Origin of the sequence: Pantoea sp. NPDC088449 (genome assembly GCF_044753225.1) — a bacterium.
GTDB classification, from domain to species: Bacteria; Pseudomonadota; Gammaproteobacteria; order Enterobacterales; family Enterobacteriaceae; genus Pantoea; species Pantoea floridensis.
In genome coordinates this window covers 1-16,757 of sequence record NZ_JBIVMT010000004.1, presented here as the reverse complement: position 1 = coordinate 16,757, position 16,757 = coordinate 1, and the positions used below count along the sequence as shown (strand labels likewise).

Here is a 16,757-nt window from a genome sequence, read left to right as displayed (position 1 = left end):
CTTCGGTGAAAAAATACGCTGATTAATTTTTTGGCCTGATAGTCTCGTCTTTCGCCGCCGTTAAATGGCGTTAACACGCCACATTAACCCAAATTACCTCAGTAATTGCGGGGTAATTTCGACATAAAATCTAACATTTCCAGCCGCCAGGATCGCGCGTTCCGGCACAAATAAGCGAGATAAACAGCCTTCAGCCTGCACGTCGCAGGCTGAAGGTTTAAATCCGATAACGTTGTGAGTGTTTTTTCACATTACTGTTGACCGGCAGTGAAGGGGCAAAGAAATCGCCCTGCCCGCCTGAAACGCCCAAGCCTGACAGCATTTGCCACTCCGCGCTGGTACGTACGCCCGCCGCGAAAACCTGCGTCGGCGACGACTTACACACTTCCAGCAGACTCTGCACGAACAGCTGGTTCTCAGTGCGCCGTTCAATATTTCGCACTAAACCCGGCGCGAGCTTGATCACCTCAATTGGGAACTGCTTGATGTAAGCGCTGCTCACCACCGTCAAACCCGCCTGATCCACCGCAATACGACAGCCAAATGCGGTTAACATATGGAAAACCGGTACTAAACGGTTGAGGTGTTGACAAACGTCGGCCTCTGCAAGTTCAAATAAAAAACGTTTTCTTTGCGATTTGCTGCACTGCAACAGCAGTTTTTGCAGCCAGCGCTGGAAAGGCCGCTGCAAAAGTGAATCGAGATTGACCGGCAAGGCCAGCGTTTCATCGGGCCACATCTCAGAGAGGGCAGCAATACGCGTAACAAGTTGGCGATCCCAGCTATCGGTCATGCCTAGCTGCAGCACCAGCGGCATGAATTCGGCCGAAACCACTTCTTTATCGCCGTCATACACCCGCGCCAGCAACTCTCTATGATGGACTTTCCCATCCAATAGCAGTGCTGGTTTCTGATATAACCTCGGGCCGCCGCGATTCAGCGTATTCTCCAGCAAGGTGCGCCAGCGCACGCTGCCGCGTCCCATATCCAGCGTATTCCCTTCACCGACCGACCAGCTATTGCCACCTTGCAATGCCGCGCGTCGCGTTGCCATTTCTACATTTTCCATCACCTGCGCCACGCTTTGTCCGCTGCGCCACGCGCTGATGCCAATGTGAATTAAATCGTCGCGGTCAACCATGCGCATCGGTGGCAGCGAGTCGACGGCATTGATCAGCTGATCGGCGATGCTGTTGGCTTCTTTCAGGGTACGATGCGGCAGCAATACGGCGAAATCGCTACGAAAATATCTAGCCAACAATGCCCCCGGATACCTGAGCACAAACGTAGAGAGCATATTGATGAGATCAAACAGGTACTCTTCCACCAGCGTGGGGCCGAGCGTTTCGTGCAGCGTATCGAGATCCGGCAGGCGTACCATCATGACAACCCCATGAGTACCGACATCTTCCTGATCTTCAAGCAAGGTCGCGAGCTGGTTATCAAAGAACAAACGATTGTTCAGACCCGTGCGCGAATCTTGCGCCGCGAAAGTACGAATTAAGGTATCAATACGTAACCGCTGTTCGCCTGCTTCTTTTAAATCACCCAGTAATGCATCCATAGCGCGGCTGGCTTTTGGCGGCCACTCATCAATAGCGTCGCTGCGCGTTGTGCGCTCACCGGCCAGAATACGTTCGGCCCGCGCTTCTAACTGCTCCATATTATGCCAGCGACGATTTAGCCAACGATGGGTCATCACCAGCAGCGCAGACATGATGCCCACCACGGTGAGTAGCACAATCAGCGTGTAAGCACCCGTAAAAGAACGGAACCAGGTTTTTGCGGGATCAAGCACTACGATACGAAGTTCGAGCCCGGGCGAATGCTTTAGCGGCAAATCGAACTGAACAAAGCGATTAGGCTCATCTTCCAGCATCGGATTTTCATGGCGGGCTAAACTGAACACGAGTGTCTCGCCATTGATCAATTGCATCTGTTCGGCATTCACCACGGGCATCATGCGCGTCAGCCACTGCGTTAATTCTTGCGGCGATTGTGTCGCCAGCGCTTTATCAACTTCAACCGCTAGCGTATGCATGCGCGTTTCCACGCGTTGCTGCGATAGCCAAATAAAACTAAAAGCGCAGCCCACCAGCATCAGAAGCATTGCCAGTAAGCTTAATAATGTAATAAACGCAGAAAATTTAGTTGTTAATCGCATCCCTGTGCCTGCATTACTGCGGTTATGAACGGTGTTAATCCGTCGACGCCACTCTTACCATTGGCGCAAACCTGAGCAAAATAACACAGATCACTGTGTGATTCAGCGCCAGACTCGCATCAAAATAGCGCTGAACTGAGCTCGATAAGCGCTTCGGCGCGAGTATAGCGTCAATCCTCGATGACCTGACTTTGACGTGGGCCTTTTCGTCTTATTCTCAAAGGCGTGGCAGAACCAGGAAATTTCACATTTTGACCAGTAAGTTAGCGCCCAACGCTGAAGTTAAGCATGCTAACCACAATTCATTATTCGCAGGAGAGCGTCATGAACCTGAAGCACTTGCTCACAGAAGCCGACGTCACGCCAGAAAGCGTCTTTAATATGCGCCGCCGTCAGGTGCTGAAAGCACTAGGATTAGGTGCCGCGGCAGCCAGTTTGCCAGGTACAGCACACGCCGATGTGCTGGGCTGGTTTAAAGGTAACGATCGCCCGCCGGCGCCAGCAGGCAAAGATTTGCAGTTTACTAAACCGGCTGAATGGCAGGCGGATTTGCCGCTGACGCCGTTTGATAAGGTCTCAGGTTATAACAACTTCTACGAATTTGGTCTGGATAAAGCCGATCCTGCGGCCAACGCCGGTACGCTGAAAACCGATCCCTGGCAGCTACGCATTGAAGGCGAAGTCGCCAAACCGATGACGCTGGATATGGATGACATCTTCAAGCGCTTCGCCATGGAACAGCGCATTTATCGTATGCGCTGTGTTGAAGCCTGGTCGATGGTGATTCCGTGGGTTGGCTTCGAATTGAACAAATTATTGAAGCTGGTTGAGCCGAACAGTAACGCGCGCTACGTCGCGTTTGAAACGCTGTATGCGCCAGACCAAATGCCGGGGCAGAAAGATCGCTTTATCGGCGGTGGGCTGGATTATCCCTACGTTGAAGGTTTACGTCTGGATGAAGCGATGCATCCGTTGACGCTGCTCAGCACCGGCGTGTATGGCAAGGCGCTGCCGCCGCAGAATGGCGCACCGATTCGTCTGACGGTGCCGTGGAAATATGGTTTCAAAGGCATTAAATCGATCGTGAAAATCACGCTGACGCACGATCGTCCACCTACCACATGGAGCCAGATCGCTGCCAATGAGTACGGTTTCTATGCCAACGTGAACCCGCATGTTAATCATCCGCGCTGGTCGCAGGCCACTGAACGCTTCATCGGTGCGGGCGGGATTTTGAAGGTCGATCGCCAACCGACGCTGCTGTTTAACGGCTATGCGAAAGAGGTGGCTTCGTTGTATCGCGGCCTGGACCTACGGGAGAACTATTAAGTGCGCCTCACTTTACGCCACATCACAGCGTTAAAAGTCGTGCTGCATCTGGCCGCTTTTCTGCCGTTTGTTTACCTTTTTATGGCCGCGAGCCAGGGATGGCTAAGCGCCGATCCGGCGAAAGACATCCAACATTTTACCGGCAGAATGGCGCTGAAATTACTGTTAGCCACGCTGCTGGTCAGCCCGCTCACGCGCTATCTTAAACAGCCGTTATTGATTCGTACCCGGCGCTTACTCGGGGTGTGGTGTTTTGCCTGGGCGAGCTTGCATCTAACCAGCTATTACTTGCTGGAACTGGGCTACGATCATCTGCGTCTACTCGGTAGCGAGATCGTTTCACGCCCTTATCTGTTACTGGGCATGATCAGCTGGGTGATGTTATTTGCCCTCGCAGTCACTTCATTTCAACGCATGCAACGCAAGCTCGGCCGTCGCTGGCAAACGCTGCACAATGGCATCTATCTTGTCGCGATCCTCGCCCCCATTCACTATTTATGGTCCGTGAAAGTGCTGTCGCCACAGCCCGTGATTTACGCCGTACTGGCTATGGGGCTGTTAGCGTGGCGTTACAATAAGTTGCGTAAACTTCTCCACAGATAGTCCCCGCAAGGTTGTGTTCCTCCCGCGATATCTGTTAAAACGTGTGGCCTTCGGGCCACATCCGATCAACTTCGCAGATAAGACCAGTATTTTGCTGCGAATGTCGACGAAACGGATATAATGCCCGGCTTTATTGCAGGCGAAGTCTTCTTTTTCATCCGTAAGGGTGACAAACGAAAGATGTCGCGGTATTTTACGCGATGCCTTACTGATTGCAGGAGATAGCAGCAAGATGGCGCACAAATTTCACATACTGCTTTTGAACGGTCCCAATCTTAACTTACTGGGAACGCGTGAGCCTGATAAGTATGGTCATACTACGCTGACGCAAATCGTCGACGATCTGACGCAGCAGGCCGATCAGCACCATGTGAAATTGAGTCATTTGCAATCGAACGCAGAGTTTCAGTTGATTGATCGTATCCACGAAGCACGCGGTAATGTGGATTACATCATCATCAACCCTGCTGCGTTCACGCATACCAGTGTTGCACTGCGTGATGCCCTGTTGGCGGTTAGTATTCCTTTTATTGAGGTGCATCTCTCTAACGTGCATGCACGCGAGCCGTTCCGACATCACTCCTATCTTTCCGATGTATCTGCCGGCGTCATCTGTGGACTTGGCGCTGATGGATACTCTTGGGCTTTACAAACGGCAGTAAAACGCCTGTCACATTCCAATTAAACAGAGTACGGAACCACACTCATGGATATTCGTAAAATTAAGAAACTGATCGAACTGGTTGAAGAGTCTGGCATCTCCGAGCTGGAAATCTCCGAGGGCGAAGAGTCCGTTCGTATCAGCCGTTCACCTGCAAATACCGGCTACCCGATGATGCAGCAGGCTTACGCTGCGCCAATGATGCAGCAACCTGCGCTGGCGACTGCCGTTGCACCAGCAGCACCGGTTGCCGCTGAAGCCGCTAAACCAGAAATCAGTGGCCACATCGTGCGTTCACCGATGGTTGGCACCTTCTATCGCACCCCAAGCCCGGATGCGAAAGCCTTTATCGAAGTCGGCCAGAAAGTGAATGCTGGCGACACCCTGTGCATCGTTGAAGCGATGAAAATGATGAACCAGATCGAAGCCGACAAATCCGGCGTTGTGAAGGCGATCCTGGTCGAAAGCGGCCAACCGGTTGAATTTGACGAGCCGCTGGTCATCATCGAATAACGAGGCGAAGCATGCTGGATAAAATTGTCATTGCTAACCGTGGTGAGATCGCGTTGCGCATTCTGCGTGCCTGTAAAGAGCTGGGCATCAAGACTGTTGCCGTCCACTCAACCGCGGACCGTGACCTGAAGCACGTGCTGCTGGCAGATGAAACCGTCTGCATCGGCCCGCCACCTTCGGTCAAAAGCTACCTGAACATCCCGGCACTGATCTCTGCCGCCGAAATTACCGGCGCGGTTGCTATCCACCCGGGTTACGGCTTCCTTTCTGAGAACGCCGATTTCGCCGAGCAGGTTGAGCGCTCTGGCTTTATCTTCATTGGTCCAAAAGCCGACACCATTCGCCTGATGGGCGACAAAGTGTCTGCTATCACCGCCATGAAGAAAGCTGGCGTACCTACCGTACCAGGATCGGATGGCTCGCTGACCGACGACATGGAAAAAAACCGTGCCTTCGCTAAGCGCATCGGCTATCCGGTGATCATCAAAGCCTCTGGCGGCGGCGGCGGTCGCGGTATGCGCGTAGTGCGCAGCGACAAGGATCTTGAGCAATCCATCAACATGACGAAAGCGGAAGCCAAAGCGGCTTTCAACAACGACATGGTTTATATGGAGAAGTATCTCGAGAATCCGCGCCATATCGAAATTCAGGTGCTGGCCGACGGCCAGGGCAACGCTATCTATCTGGCTGAACGCGACTGCTCAATGCAGCGTCGTCACCAGAAAGTCGTCGAAGAAGCACCAGCGCCGGGCATCACGCCGGAACTGCGTCGCTATATCGGCGAGCGCTGCTCCAAAGCCTGTATTGATATCGGCTATCGCGGTGCGGGTACCTTTGAGTTCCTGTACGAAAACGGTGAGTTCTACTTCATCGAGATGAACACCCGTATTCAGGTTGAACATCCGGTGACCGAGATGATCACCGGCGTGGATCTGATCAAAGAGCAGCTGCGCATTGCTGCTGGCCAGCCACTGTCGATTAAACAGGAAGATGTGATCATTCGCGGTCATGCGGTGGAGTGCCGTATCAACGCCGAAGATCCCAACACCTTCCTGCCAAGTCCGGGCAAGATCACCCGTTTCCACGCGCCGGGCGGCTTTGGCGTACGTTGGGAATCGCACATCTATGCCGGTTACAGCGTGCCACCGTACTACGATTCCATGATTGGTAAGCTGATTACCTACGGTGAAAATCGTGACGTGGCAATCTCGCGCATGAAGAATGCACTGGCGGAACTGATCATCGACGGCATCAAGACCAACATTGAGCTGCAGATGAAAATCATGTCCGATGAAAACTTCCAGCAAGGTGGGACGAACATCCACTATCTGGAGAAGAAACTCGGCCTGCAAGAGAAGTAATTGCAGCGCAGAGCAAAGCAGAGGCCGGTTAACTCCGGCCTTTTTCATTTTTGTTGCCTTTGAGGTTGCATAATGGATTGGCGTTTTTTGCAAGCGAACAAAGAGGCGCGCTGGTCGTTTTATCTGACGCTGGCCTACCTCGCCGTATGGGGATTGTCTGCCTGGCTGGGCGGCAATGACATTGGCTTCTTTGGCTTACCGCGGTGGTTCGAGCTCTCCTGCATGTTTGCTCCCCTGCTATTTATCGTGTTGTGTTGGCTAATGGTGCGCGTGTTATTCCGCGACATGTCGCTGGAGGATAACGATGGACTCTGAAATCATCCTTCCACTTCTGGCCTATCTGGTGCTGATTGCCGCGCTGTCGGTATTTGCCATGCGCAAACAGCGTCAGGGCAACTTCCTGAGTGAATACTTCCTCGGCAGCCGTTCAATGGGCGGCTTTGTGCTGGCCATGACCATCACCACCACCTACATTAGCGCCAGTTCATTCATTGGCGGCCCAGGTGCTGCCTATAAATATGGCCTTGGTTGGGTCCTGTTGGCGATGATTCAGGTGCCCGCCGTCTGGCTTTCGCTCGGCGTGCTGGGGAAGAAGTTCGCGATTCTGGCGCGACGCTATAATGCCGTCACGCTCAACGATATGTTGTATGGCCGCTATGGCAGTACGCTGCTGATCTGGCTCTCTAGCCTGAGTTTGCTGGTGGCGTTTATCGGCGCGATGACCGTGCAGTTCATCGGCGGTGCACGTCTGCTGGAGACGGCGGCGGGCATTCCTTACGACACTGGCCTGCTGATCTTTGGCGGCACCATCGCGCTCTATACGGCTTTCGGCGGCTTCCGCGCCAGCGTATTGAATGATGCCATGCAAGGCCTGGTGATGCTGATTGGTACCTTCCTGCTGCTTTTTGCGGTGATCCACCATGCAGGTGGGCTGGAAAGCGCGGTAACCAAACTGCACAACATCGATCCGCAGTTAACTTCGCCGGAAGGCGTCGGCAATGTCATCAACCCTACCTTCCTCAGCTCCTTTGCTGTGCTGGTGTGTTTTGGTGTGATTGGCCTGCCGCATACCGCCGTGCGCTGTATCTCTTATAAAGACAGCAAAGCCATGCATCGCGGCATTGTGCTTGGCACCATCGTGGTGGTGATCCTGATGTTCGGCATGCATCTGGCTGGTGCGCTGGGACGTGTGATTTTGCCCGATCTCACCATTCCCGATCGCGTGATACCCACACTGATGATCACCGTGCTACCGCCGATGGCTGCAGGCGTCTTTCTGGCAGCACCGATGGCGGCTATTATGTCGACCATTAATGCGCAGCTGCTGCAATCCTCCGCTACGCTAATCAAAGATCTCTACCTGCGTATTGCGCCGCAACACAGTGAAAACGAGGCGCGGCTGCGCATGTTATCAGGCACCATCACGTTTGTGCTCGGCGTTCTGCTGCTGCTGGCGGCGTGGAATCCACCGGATATGATTATCTGGTTAAATCTGCTGGCATTTGGTGGACTTGAAGCGGTATTCCTGTGGCCGCTGGTGCTGGGCTTGTACTGGGAACGAGCCAACTCAACCGGCGCGATCAGCGGCATGCTGATCGGTGCCAGTTGCTACACGCTGTTAGCTAGCCTGAATATTGAATGGTGGGGTTTCCATCCGATCGTTCCTTCCCTGATCTTAAGCCTGCTGGCCTTCCTGGTAGGTAATCTGTTTGGCCGCACGCCCGAAGCACGCGCTGCGGCACTGGAATAAAGAGAAACGCTATGCCTTGGATTCAAATCAAAATTAACAGCACCGGCGCTAACGCCGAAACCTTAAGCGATGCGCTGATGGATGTGGGTGCCGTATCGGTCACTTTCCAGGACACGCATGACAATCCGGTTTATGAGCCGCTGCCAGGTGAAACGCTCTTGTGGGGTGATACCGATGTCATCGGCCTGTTCGACGCCGAAACCGAGATGAGCGATGTAGTGGCTGAGCTGAGCCAGCACCCGCTGCTGGGATCCGCGTTCCGTCACAAGATCGAGCAGATCGAAGATAAAGACTGGGAGCGCGAATGGATGGATAACTTCCACCCAATGCGCTTCGGTGAGCGTTTATGGATCTGCCCAAGCTGGCGCGATGTACCCGATCCTAATGCCGTCAATGTTATGCTGGATCCGGGCCTGGCGTTCGGTACGGGCACCCATCCCACTACCTCGCTGTGTTTAACCTGGCTCGACGGGCTCGATCTGCAAGGCAAGACGGTGATCGATTTTGGCTGTGGCTCCGGCATTCTTGCCATCGCCGCACTGAAATTAGGTGCCGCGCAGGCGATTGGTATCGATATCGATCCACAGGCCATTCAGGCCAGCCGCGATAACGCCGAGCGTAATGGTGTATCTGAGCGTTTGGCACTGTATCTGCCGCACCAGCAACCGGATAATCTACAAGCGGATGTCGTGGTCGCCAACATCCTTGCAGGCCCGCTACGTGAGTTGGCACCGCTGATTAGCGTGCTGCCGAAAACGGGTGGTCATCTTGGTTTATCGGGCGTGCTAGCCAGCCAGGCGGCAGGCGTGTGCGAAGCCTACGAGGAACAGTTCGATCTTGATCCGGTAGCGGAGAAAGAAGAGTGGTGCCGCATTACCGGCATACGTCGCTAGATCCCAGCGTCAGGCATGCCAGACGCATACGCTGGCATGCGTGTAACCAATTGATAGTTTAAGGATTAAGCCTCGTCTGGTTTTTGCCTTAATCCGCTTTGCAAGGTTTTTATTCTCGTAGTGCTACGTATTATCTACTGCACGCCGCTTGCCGGTACCCTTTGTTAGAGATTGAGAATGAAAACCACCCCTTTCTTTGCCGCAGTACTGTTTTTCAGTATGGCTACTCATGCCGCTGTGCCTCACTCTGTTCCACACTGGAGCTATGAAGGCCAAGCGGGCCCGCAACATTGGGGCGATCTGAGCCTGGATTACCAAACCTGCCATAAGGGTAAGTTTCAGTCACCGATTAATATCCGCGATACCGTTGCAGGCCACCTGCCACCACTGAGTCTGGAGTTTCACACCGCAGCAGAAAAACTGGTGAACAACGGCCATACTTTGCAGGTGAACGTTAAAGATGAAGATGACTTCACACTGGACGGGGAAACCTTCCATCTCATGCAGTATCACTTTCACACCCCGAGTGAAAACCAGATCGATGGCCATTCTTACCCGCTCGAAGCGCATTTCGTCCATGCCAATGATGAAGGTGAGTTGGCTGTCATTGCCGTGGTGTTTGAGGTTGGTAAAGAGAATACGGCCCTGAATCCGATTCTCGCAGCCATGCCTATGCAGGAAAATCAGGAAGTGGCGGTGAAAGAGCGTATGGATTTAAAGCCGCTTTTCCCGGAAGATCGCCACTATTATCGCTTCAGCGGATCGCTTACCACGCCACCTTGTACCGAGGGTTTGCGCTGGCTAGTAATGAAGCAGCCAGTGATGCTGTCTCAATCTCAGCTCGACGCCTTTAAGCGGGCTTTGAAGCACAGTAACAATCGCCCCCTGCAACCATTACATGGCCGTCAGATTGTAGAATGAGAGTTGATGTACTCAATCCCCCTTTAAATTAGCTCAATTAATAATCACATTACCGTCATTTCTTTGGCTAATTACCAGAAGTGGCGGTTTTTATGTTGTGATTTTCCTCATGTTTTTAGAAAAACTTTTGTTCACAATTTCAGCATATTTTTTTAAGTACATGAATTAAAGGTATTTATAAGCGCTAAGCAGCCTATAAGCCCGATTTCCTTGATCTTTAACGGCGAATTGTTCAAAGTTTGGCCTTTCATCTTCCTGAAAAAATGCGTAATATACGCCGCCTTGCGAACAGTTAGGGTCACTTCTTTTTCATGCGCATTGGACATCATCAGCTACGTAATCGACTCATTGCTGCGCCTATGGCCGGAGTATCCGATAAGCCATTTCGCACCCTGTGTTATGAGAACGGTGCCGGTATGACTGTCTCCGAGATGCTGTCATCTAACCCGGAAGTTTGGGCCAGTGACAAATCCCGTTTGCGTATGGTGCATAGTGACGAGCCCGGTATTCGTGCCGTGCAGATTGCCGGTTGCGATCCTGATGAGATGGCTGCTGCCGCGCGCATTAATGTGGCGTCAGGCGCGCAGGTTATCGATATCAACATGGGCTGCCCGGCCAAAAAAGTGAATCGTAAGATGGCAGGTTCAGCGCTGCTGCAACATCCGCAACTGGTGGAGTCGATTCTCACCGCGGTAGTGAATGCAGTGGATGTACCGGTTACGCTGAAGATTCGCACCGGCTGGGACAAAGAAAATCGTAATTGTGTAGAGATTGCCCAATTGGCTGAACGCTGTGGCATTCAGGCTCTCACCATTCATGGCCGCACACGCGCCTGTTTGTTTGAGGGATTTGCTGAATACGACAGCATTCGGACAGTTAAGCAGAGCGTCTCCATTCCAATTATCGCGAATGGTGACATTACTGACCCGCATAAAGCCAGAGCGGTGCTCGACTATACCGGAGCCGATGCTCTTATGGTTGGCCGTGCCGCTCAGGGAAGACCGTGGATCTTCCGGGAAATCCAGCATTATCTGGACACAGGGGAGCTGCTGGCACCGAAGCCGATGGCTGAAGTCAAGCAAATGCTGATTGGACATATACGGGAGCTGCACGACTTTTACGGTCAGCGCAAAGGATACCGTATTGCCCGAAAACACGTTTCCTGGTATTTGCAGGAAAGTGCTCCTGATGACCAGTTTCGGCGCACATTCAACGCCATAGAGGATGCCAGCGAACAGCTGGAGGCGTTGGAGGCATACTTCGAAAATCTTGCGTAAACGAAATAAAGAGCTGATAGAACTATGTTCGAACAACGCGTAAATTCTGACGTACTCACCGTTTCTACCGTTAACTCTCAGGATCAGGTGACACAAAAGCCACTGCGTGATTCGGTAAAACAGTCATTAAAGAACTACTTTGCTCAACTGAATGGTCAGGATGTGAGTGATCTGTATGAGCTGGTATTGGCTGAAGTTGAGCAGCCTCTGTTGGACATGGTGATGCAGTACACCCGTGGCAACCAGACCCGTGCAGCTCTGATGATGGGTATCAACCGTGGTACTCTGCGTAAGAAGCTGAAAAAATACGGCATGAACTAATCTGTTCGTTGCTGCGATAACGCCAGCCTTAGGGCTGGCGTTTTTGTTTGCGCTGAATGATGATTGCGTAACGTTAACAACGCATGAAACAATTGTCACCATAATGGTAACGATAGTTGCAATCGCATCGGTGATATTCCCTCCCTCTCAGCAACTCATCATTCGTTCATCGTCACCCGCATATTCCTGCTCTTCTTGCTCTGCAGGCCGCTTTCCCTGTGATCATCAACCGGTTCAACCGTAAGCGCGCCAACGTATACATTCTCTCCTGAGCGTTAGCTCACACTGCTTCCACATAGTGAAACTTTTTGCACTATTTGTGATCGTGTCGTCTCGTCATGCTGCCTTTTGGTGCGCCATATTAGCCAGAATATTCTGAGTGCTTCAGTTTATTAAAAGATCTTTCCAGAGAATTCAGGATTCTGCAAACCTGGCATCAGGTTTGCAGAGTTGTGGATGGCTAACCACCACAGACATAAAAAAGCGCACAGTAAAGTGCGTGCAAACATAACAACACACGATATCGCCACACAGGATGCTTTATGAAAAAGATGATGCTTTCCACCCTGGTCGCTGCAGCTTCGCTATTCGCTGTTGCTCAACAAGCGCACGCTGGCACCACGTTGGATGCCATTAAGAAAAAAGGTTTTGTACAATGCGGCATCAGCGATGGCCTGCCGGGCTTCTCTTACGCTGACTCCAACGGCAAATTCACCGGTATCGATGTGGATGTATGTCGAGCGGCCGCCGCTGCCGTATTTGGTGACGCAACCAAAGTGAAATATACTCCGCTGACCGCTAAAGAGCGCTTTACTGCACTGCAGTCTGGTGAAGTGGATATCCTGTCGCGCAACACCACCTGGACGTCTTCCCGCGATGGCGGTATGGGCTTCCTGTTTGCTGGCGTGAACTATTACGACGGCATCGGTTTCCTGACCCACAAGAAAGCCGGCCTGAAAAGTGCTAAAGAGTTGGATGGTGCAACCGTATGTATTCAGGCTGGTACCGATACCGAGCTCAACGTGGCTGACTACTTCAAAGCCAACAAAATGCAATATACGCCAGTAACCTTTGATCGTTCTGACGAATCCGCTAAGGCGCTCGACAGCGGTCGCTGCGATACCCTCTCTTCTGACCAGTCACAGCTGTATGCGCTGCGCATCAAACTCGGCAAGCCAGACGATTTCGTGGTACTGCCCGAAGTTATCTCTAAAGAACCGCTGGGCCCAGTCGTTCGCCGCGGTGATGACGATTGGTTCACCATCGTGAAATGGTCGCTGTACGCGATGTTGAACGCTGAAGAGATGGGCATCAGCTCGAAAAATGTTGATGACATGGCCGCTAAACCTACCACTCCTGATATGGCTCACCTGTTAGGTGCAGAAGGCGACTTCGGTAAAGACCTGAAGCTCGATAATAAGTGGGCTTACAACATCATTAAACAAGTCGGCAACTATCAGGAAGTGTTCGATCGTAACGTTGGTAAAGACAGCGCACTGAAAATCGCGCGTGGCCAGAATGCGCTCTGGAATCAGGGCGGCATCCAGTACGCTCCTCCCGTTCGCTAATTCAGTCCTGCCAGTCGGGCGCCGCATCCTGCGGTGCCCACGCGTAATCTTCACTGAGGTTTTAACATGTCGCAACGCCCAACCGTAAAGAGGGATTTTTCGTTCGGTAATCCTACGGTTCGCGCCTGGCTTTACCAGATCATCGCGATTGTGGCCGTGCTTGCTGTGGTGGGATATTTAATTCACAACACGGTAATCAATCTGGCCAATCGTGGCATTACTTCCGGCTTCGGATTTCTTGATCGCAGTGCCGGTTTTGGCATTGTCCAACACCTGATCGATTACTCTGAAGGCGACACCTACGCCCGCGTATTTATGGTGGGGTTAACCAATACCCTGCTGGTTTCCGCGCTTTGTATTGTGTTTGCCTCTATCCTGGGCTTTGCTATCGGCCTTGCACGTCTGTCCGAGAACTGGCTGCTGCGTAAGCTTTCCAACATTTATATCGAGACGTTCCGTAATATCCCACCGCTACTGCAAATCTTTTTCTGGTACTTTGCGGTGTTGCGTAATCTGCCCGGCCCCCGTCAGGCATTGAATGCCTTTGATGTCGCATTCGTCAGTAATCGAGGTTTGTATATTCCCTGGCCCGAATACGCGCCCGGTACCTGGCCGTTCCTGATCGCGCTAGCGCTGGCGGTACTGTGTTGCGTAGCTCTGTTCCGCTTCAACCGTAAACATCAGCTTAAAACCGGGCAACTTCGCCGTACCTGGCCAGCTGCGGTGGGGTTAATTGTTTTGCTGCCGCTGATTGCGCATACCTTGTTCGGCGCTGCGATGCATTGGGATGTACCGGAACTGCGCGGATTTAATTTCCGCGGTGGCTTCGTGATGATCCCCGAACTCGCCGCATTAACGTTGGCGCTGTCGGTCTATACCTCTTCGTTTATCGCCGAAGTGATTCGCTCAGGGATTCAGTCGGTACCACATGGTCAAAATGAAGCGGCACGTTCACTTGGCTTGCCTAATCCCGTCACCATGCGTCAGGTTATTATTCCGCAGGCGATGCGGGTGATCATTCCTCCCCTCACCAGTCAGTATCTCAATATTGTGAAAAACTCATCATTGGCGGCCGCCATCGGTTATCCAGATATGGTCTCGCTGTTTGCCGGCACCGTGCTGAACCAAACCGGGCAGGCGATTGAGACCATCGCGATTACCATGGCGGTTTACCTGATTATCAGCCTGATCATTTCGCTGCTGATGAACCTCTACAATCGCAAAATTGCGCTGGTTGAGCGTTAAGAGAACGGGATCATTATGTCTATAACCACACACGAAACCCCACCGATTCCGACCAATCCGCTCAGCAAGGGTTGGCTTTGGGCGCGCAAAAATCTGTTCTCCAGCTGGCTGAATACGCTGCTGACGCTGTTCAGCATCTGGCTCATCTGGAATGTGATCCCACCGGCATTGAACTGGCTGGTTTTTCAAGCCAACTGGATTGGCGAGACGCGCGCGGACTGCACCAAAGAAGGCGCTTGTTGGGTATTCATCCATGCGCGTTTTGGCCAGTTTATGTATGGGCTGTATCCGCATGAGCTACGCTGGCGCATCAATTTATCGCTGGTGCTCGGTTTGCTATCCATTATTCCGATGTTTATCAAAGCAATGCCGCGCCGCGGCCGTTATATCGCCTGTTGGGCAGTGGTATATCCGATCGTGGTTTGGTTCTTGATGTACGGCGGATACTTCGGTTTAGAGCGTGTAGAAACCCGCCAGTGGGGCGGCTTAACGTTAACGCTGATAATCGCTTCAGTAGGAATCGCTGGCGCATTGCCGTTAGGTATTTTACTGGCGCTGGGACGCCGTTCCGAAATGCCGGTAGTGCGCACATTATCAGTCATTTTTATTGAGTTCTGGCGCGGCGTACCGCTGATTACCGTGCTGTTTATGTCTTCGGTGATGCTACCGCTGTTTATGGCGGAGGGCACCACTATCGACAAACTGGTGCGCGCGTTGGTTGGTGTCATTTTGTTCCAGTCCGCTTATGTCGCGGAGGTGGTGCGTGGCGGTTTGCAGGCATTGCCTAAGGGCCAGTATGAAGCGGCTGAATCGCTTTCATTAGGATATTGGAAAATGCAGGCGTTGGTGATTTTACCGCAGGCGCTCAAGCTCACCATTCCTGGGCTGGTGAATACCATCATTGCGCTGTTTAAAGATACCAGCTTAGTGATCATTATCGGCCTATTCGATCTCTTCAGTAGTGTGCAGCAAGCCACCGTCGACCCAACCTGGCTGGGGATGTCGACGGAAGGCTATGTCTTTGCTGCCATGGTTTACTGGATTTTCTGTTTTAGCATGTCGCGCTATAGCCAGTATCTGGAGAAGCGTTTTCACACCGGGCGTGCATCGCACTGAGGTTTAACATGACACAAACTATGACTAATGCGGCTGATGCCATGATGATTACACTTGAAAACGTGAATAAATGGTACGGCCAATTCCATGTACTAAAAGATATTAATCTGCAGGTAAAACCTCGCGAACGTATCGTGCTGTGCGGACCTTCTGGGTCGGGCAAATCGACCACCATCCGCTGCATTAACCATCTGGAAGAGCATCAGCAAGGGCGCATCGTGGTTGATGGTATCCATCTGAATCAGGATGTGCGCAATATTGAACGTGTTCGTACCGAAGTGGGTATGGTGTTCCAGCATTTCAATCTTTTTCCGCATCTTACCGTGCTGCAAAACTGTACGCTGGCACCAATTTGGGTGCGTAAAATGCCGAAGAAAGAAGCCGAAGAGTTAGCCATGCACTACTTGCAGCGGGTGCGCATCGCTGAGCATGCGCATAAGTTTCCTGGCCAACTTTCTGGTGGTCAGCAGCAACGTGTGGCAATTGCCCGTTCACTCTGTATGAAACCGAAAATTATGTTGTTTGATGAGCCAACATCTGCGCTCGATCCAGAGATGGTAAAAGAAGTGCTCGATACGATGATTGGCTTAGCAGAAGATGGCATGACCATGCTATGCGTTACCCATGAAATGGGTTTTGCGCGCACCGTGGCGGATCGGGTGATCTTTATGGATCGCGGTGAAATAGTGGAAGAGGCGCCGCCGCTGGAGTTCTTTGCAAACCCACGTTCCGAGCGCACACGGGCGTTTTTATCTCAGGTTATTCATTAATATTTAACGAGTTAGACACGAATAAGCCTCTGCCTGGTGCAGAGGCTTTTTTATGTTCAGTACCAGCGTTTTCGCCACTGTGAAATCGCTACATTACACGTCACACGTCGTTCACGTTGATTTGCGCATACAAAAAAGCCCTGAACAAATGTTCAGGGCTTCTGTGTTTGATGCCTGGCAGTTCCCTACTCTCGCATGGGGAGACCCCACACTACCATCGGCGCTACGGCGTTTCACTTCTGAGTTCGGCATGGGGTCAGGTGGG

General features: G+C 52.2%; 16 protein-coding genes and 1 rRNA gene. 15 read left to right on the top strand and 2 right to left on the bottom strand.

What is annotated here, in order from left to right; all coding sequences use genetic code 11:
* Positions 1–217 precede the first annotated feature (217 nt).
* Positions 218–2,164, bottom strand: coding sequence for an RNase E specificity factor CsrD (csrD, locus tag ACIP6T_RS17390; protein WP_097095859.1), 1,947 nt, complete (start codon positions 2,162–2,164; stop codon positions 218–220).
* A 324-nt stretch (positions 2,165–2,488) separates the two neighbouring features.
* On the opposite strand from csrD, the gene msrP reads away from it, so the two are divergent.
* The 15 genes from msrP to ACIP6T_RS17315 all read left to right on the top strand — a co-directional run bounded on the left by msrP (position 2,489) and on the right by ACIP6T_RS17315 (position 16,492).
* Positions 2,489–3,493, top strand: a complete 1,005-nt coding sequence (gene msrP / locus ACIP6T_RS17385; RefSeq protein WP_097095858.1) for a protein-methionine-sulfoxide reductase catalytic subunit MsrP — start codon at positions 2,489–2,491, stop codon at positions 3,491–3,493.
* A complete protein-coding gene (msrQ, locus tag ACIP6T_RS17380; RefSeq protein WP_097095857.1) occupies positions 3,494–4,096 on the top strand; it encodes a protein-methionine-sulfoxide reductase heme-binding subunit MsrQ in 603 nt (200 codons plus the stop codon).
* Between the two features lie 232 nt (positions 4,097–4,328).
* Entirely contained in the window at positions 4,329–4,781 is a 453-nt protein-coding gene (aroQ, locus tag ACIP6T_RS17375) for a type II 3-dehydroquinate dehydratase (protein ID WP_097095856.1), read from the top strand.
* A gap of 21 nt (positions 4,782–4,802) precedes the next feature.
* A complete protein-coding gene (accB, locus tag ACIP6T_RS17370) occupies positions 4,803–5,270 on the top strand; it encodes an acetyl-CoA carboxylase biotin carboxyl carrier protein (RefSeq protein ID WP_097095855.1) in 468 nt (155 codons plus the stop codon).
* Positions 5,271–5,281: 11 nt separating this feature from the next.
* The gene (gene accC, locus ACIP6T_RS17365) at positions 5,282–6,631 is read left to right on the top strand and encodes an acetyl-CoA carboxylase biotin carboxylase subunit (protein ID WP_007891966.1); all 1,350 of its coding nucleotides are present in this window, start codon (positions 5,282–5,284) and stop codon (positions 6,629–6,631) included.
* Between the two features lie 72 nt (positions 6,632–6,703).
* A complete protein-coding gene (locus tag ACIP6T_RS17360) occupies positions 6,704–6,946 on the top strand; it encodes a YhdT family protein (protein WP_097095854.1) in 243 nt (80 codons plus the stop codon).
* On the top strand, positions 6,936–8,381 hold the full coding sequence (gene panF / locus ACIP6T_RS17355; RefSeq protein ID WP_400458203.1) for a sodium/pantothenate symporter: 1,446 nt from the start codon (positions 6,936–6,938) through the stop codon (positions 8,379–8,381). Before ACIP6T_RS17360 ends, panF begins: the two co-directional genes overlap by 11 nt.
* Before the next feature lie 11 nt (positions 8,382–8,392).
* Positions 8,393–9,274: a 50S ribosomal protein L11 methyltransferase gene (prmA, locus tag ACIP6T_RS17350; protein ID WP_400458202.1), complete on the top strand. Its 882-nt coding sequence runs from the start codon at positions 8,393–8,395 to the stop codon at positions 9,272–9,274.
* A gap of 219 nt (positions 9,275–9,493) precedes the next feature.
* Positions 9,494–10,195, top strand: a complete 702-nt coding sequence (locus ACIP6T_RS17345; protein ID WP_400458559.1) for a carbonic anhydrase — start codon at positions 9,494–9,496, stop codon at positions 10,193–10,195.
* Between the two features lie 311 nt (positions 10,196–10,506).
* A complete protein-coding gene (gene dusB / locus ACIP6T_RS17340) occupies positions 10,507–11,472 on the top strand; it encodes a tRNA dihydrouridine synthase DusB (protein WP_097095851.1) in 966 nt (321 codons plus the stop codon).
* 24 nt (positions 11,473–11,496) lie between these two features.
* Positions 11,497–11,793 carry a DNA-binding transcriptional regulator Fis gene (gene fis / locus ACIP6T_RS17335; protein WP_007891954.1) on the top strand — a complete coding sequence of 99 codons (297 nt, stop codon included), beginning with the start codon at positions 11,497–11,499 and terminating at the stop codon, positions 11,791–11,793.
* Positions 11,794–12,335: 542 nt separating this feature from the next.
* Positions 12,336–13,361, top strand: a complete 1,026-nt coding sequence (locus tag ACIP6T_RS17330; protein ID WP_097095850.1) for an amino acid ABC transporter substrate-binding protein — start codon at positions 12,336–12,338, stop codon at positions 13,359–13,361.
* Between the two features lie 66 nt (positions 13,362–13,427).
* Positions 13,428–14,606: an amino acid ABC transporter permease gene (locus tag ACIP6T_RS17325; protein ID WP_400458201.1), complete on the top strand. Its 1,179-nt coding sequence runs from the start codon at positions 13,428–13,430 to the stop codon at positions 14,604–14,606.
* 15 nt (positions 14,607–14,621) lie between these two features.
* Complete coding sequence (locus ACIP6T_RS17320) at positions 14,622–15,722, top strand: amino acid ABC transporter permease (protein ID WP_097095848.1); 1,101 nt, start codon at positions 14,622–14,624, stop codon at positions 15,720–15,722.
* An 8-nt stretch (positions 15,723–15,730) separates the two neighbouring features.
* A complete protein-coding gene (locus ACIP6T_RS17315) occupies positions 15,731–16,492 on the top strand; it encodes an amino acid ABC transporter ATP-binding protein (protein ID WP_097095847.1) in 762 nt (253 codons plus the stop codon).
* A 172-nt stretch (positions 16,493–16,664) separates the two neighbouring features.
* Here ACIP6T_RS17315 and rrf read toward each other — a convergent pair.
* Positions 16,665–16,757 (bottom strand): 5S ribosomal RNA (gene rrf / locus ACIP6T_RS17310); the annotation flags it as partial.

Coding starts and splice junctions, on each gene's coding strand:
- accB (WP_097095855.1), top strand. CDS start 4,803: ATGGATATTCGTAAAATTAAGAAACTGATCGAACTGGTTGAAGAGTCT.
- prmA (WP_400458202.1), top strand. CDS start 8,393: ATGCCTTGGATTCAAATCAAAATTAACAGCACCGGCGCTAACGCCGAA.
- ACIP6T_RS17320 (WP_097095848.1), top strand. CDS start 14,622: ATGTCTATAACCACACACGAAACCCCACCGATTCCGACCAATCCGCTC.
- ACIP6T_RS17325 (WP_400458201.1), top strand. CDS start 13,428: ATGTCGCAACGCCCAACCGTAAAGAGGGATTTTTCGTTCGGTAATCCT.
- msrP (WP_097095858.1), top strand. CDS start 2,489: ATGAACCTGAAGCACTTGCTCACAGAAGCCGACGTCACGCCAGAAAGC.
- fis (WP_007891954.1), top strand. CDS start 11,497: ATGTTCGAACAACGCGTAAATTCTGACGTACTCACCGTTTCTACCGTT.
- ACIP6T_RS17330 (WP_097095850.1), top strand. CDS start 12,336: ATGAAAAAGATGATGCTTTCCACCCTGGTCGCTGCAGCTTCGCTATTC.
- ACIP6T_RS17345 (WP_400458559.1), top strand. CDS start 9,494: ATGGCTACTCATGCCGCTGTGCCTCACTCTGTTCCACACTGGAGCTAT.
- csrD (WP_097095859.1), bottom strand. CDS start 2,164: ATGCGATTAACAACTAAATTTTCTGCGTTTATTACATTATTAAGCTTA.
- ACIP6T_RS17315 (WP_097095847.1), top strand. CDS start 15,731: ATGACACAAACTATGACTAATGCGGCTGATGCCATGATGATTACACTT.
- accC (WP_007891966.1), top strand. CDS start 5,282: ATGCTGGATAAAATTGTCATTGCTAACCGTGGTGAGATCGCGTTGCGC.
- aroQ (WP_097095856.1), top strand. CDS start 4,329: ATGGCGCACAAATTTCACATACTGCTTTTGAACGGTCCCAATCTTAAC.
- panF (WP_400458203.1), top strand. CDS start 6,936: ATGGACTCTGAAATCATCCTTCCACTTCTGGCCTATCTGGTGCTGATT.
- dusB (WP_097095851.1), top strand. CDS start 10,507: ATGCGCATTGGACATCATCAGCTACGTAATCGACTCATTGCTGCGCCT.
- ACIP6T_RS17360 (WP_097095854.1), top strand. CDS start 6,704: ATGGATTGGCGTTTTTTGCAAGCGAACAAAGAGGCGCGCTGGTCGTTT.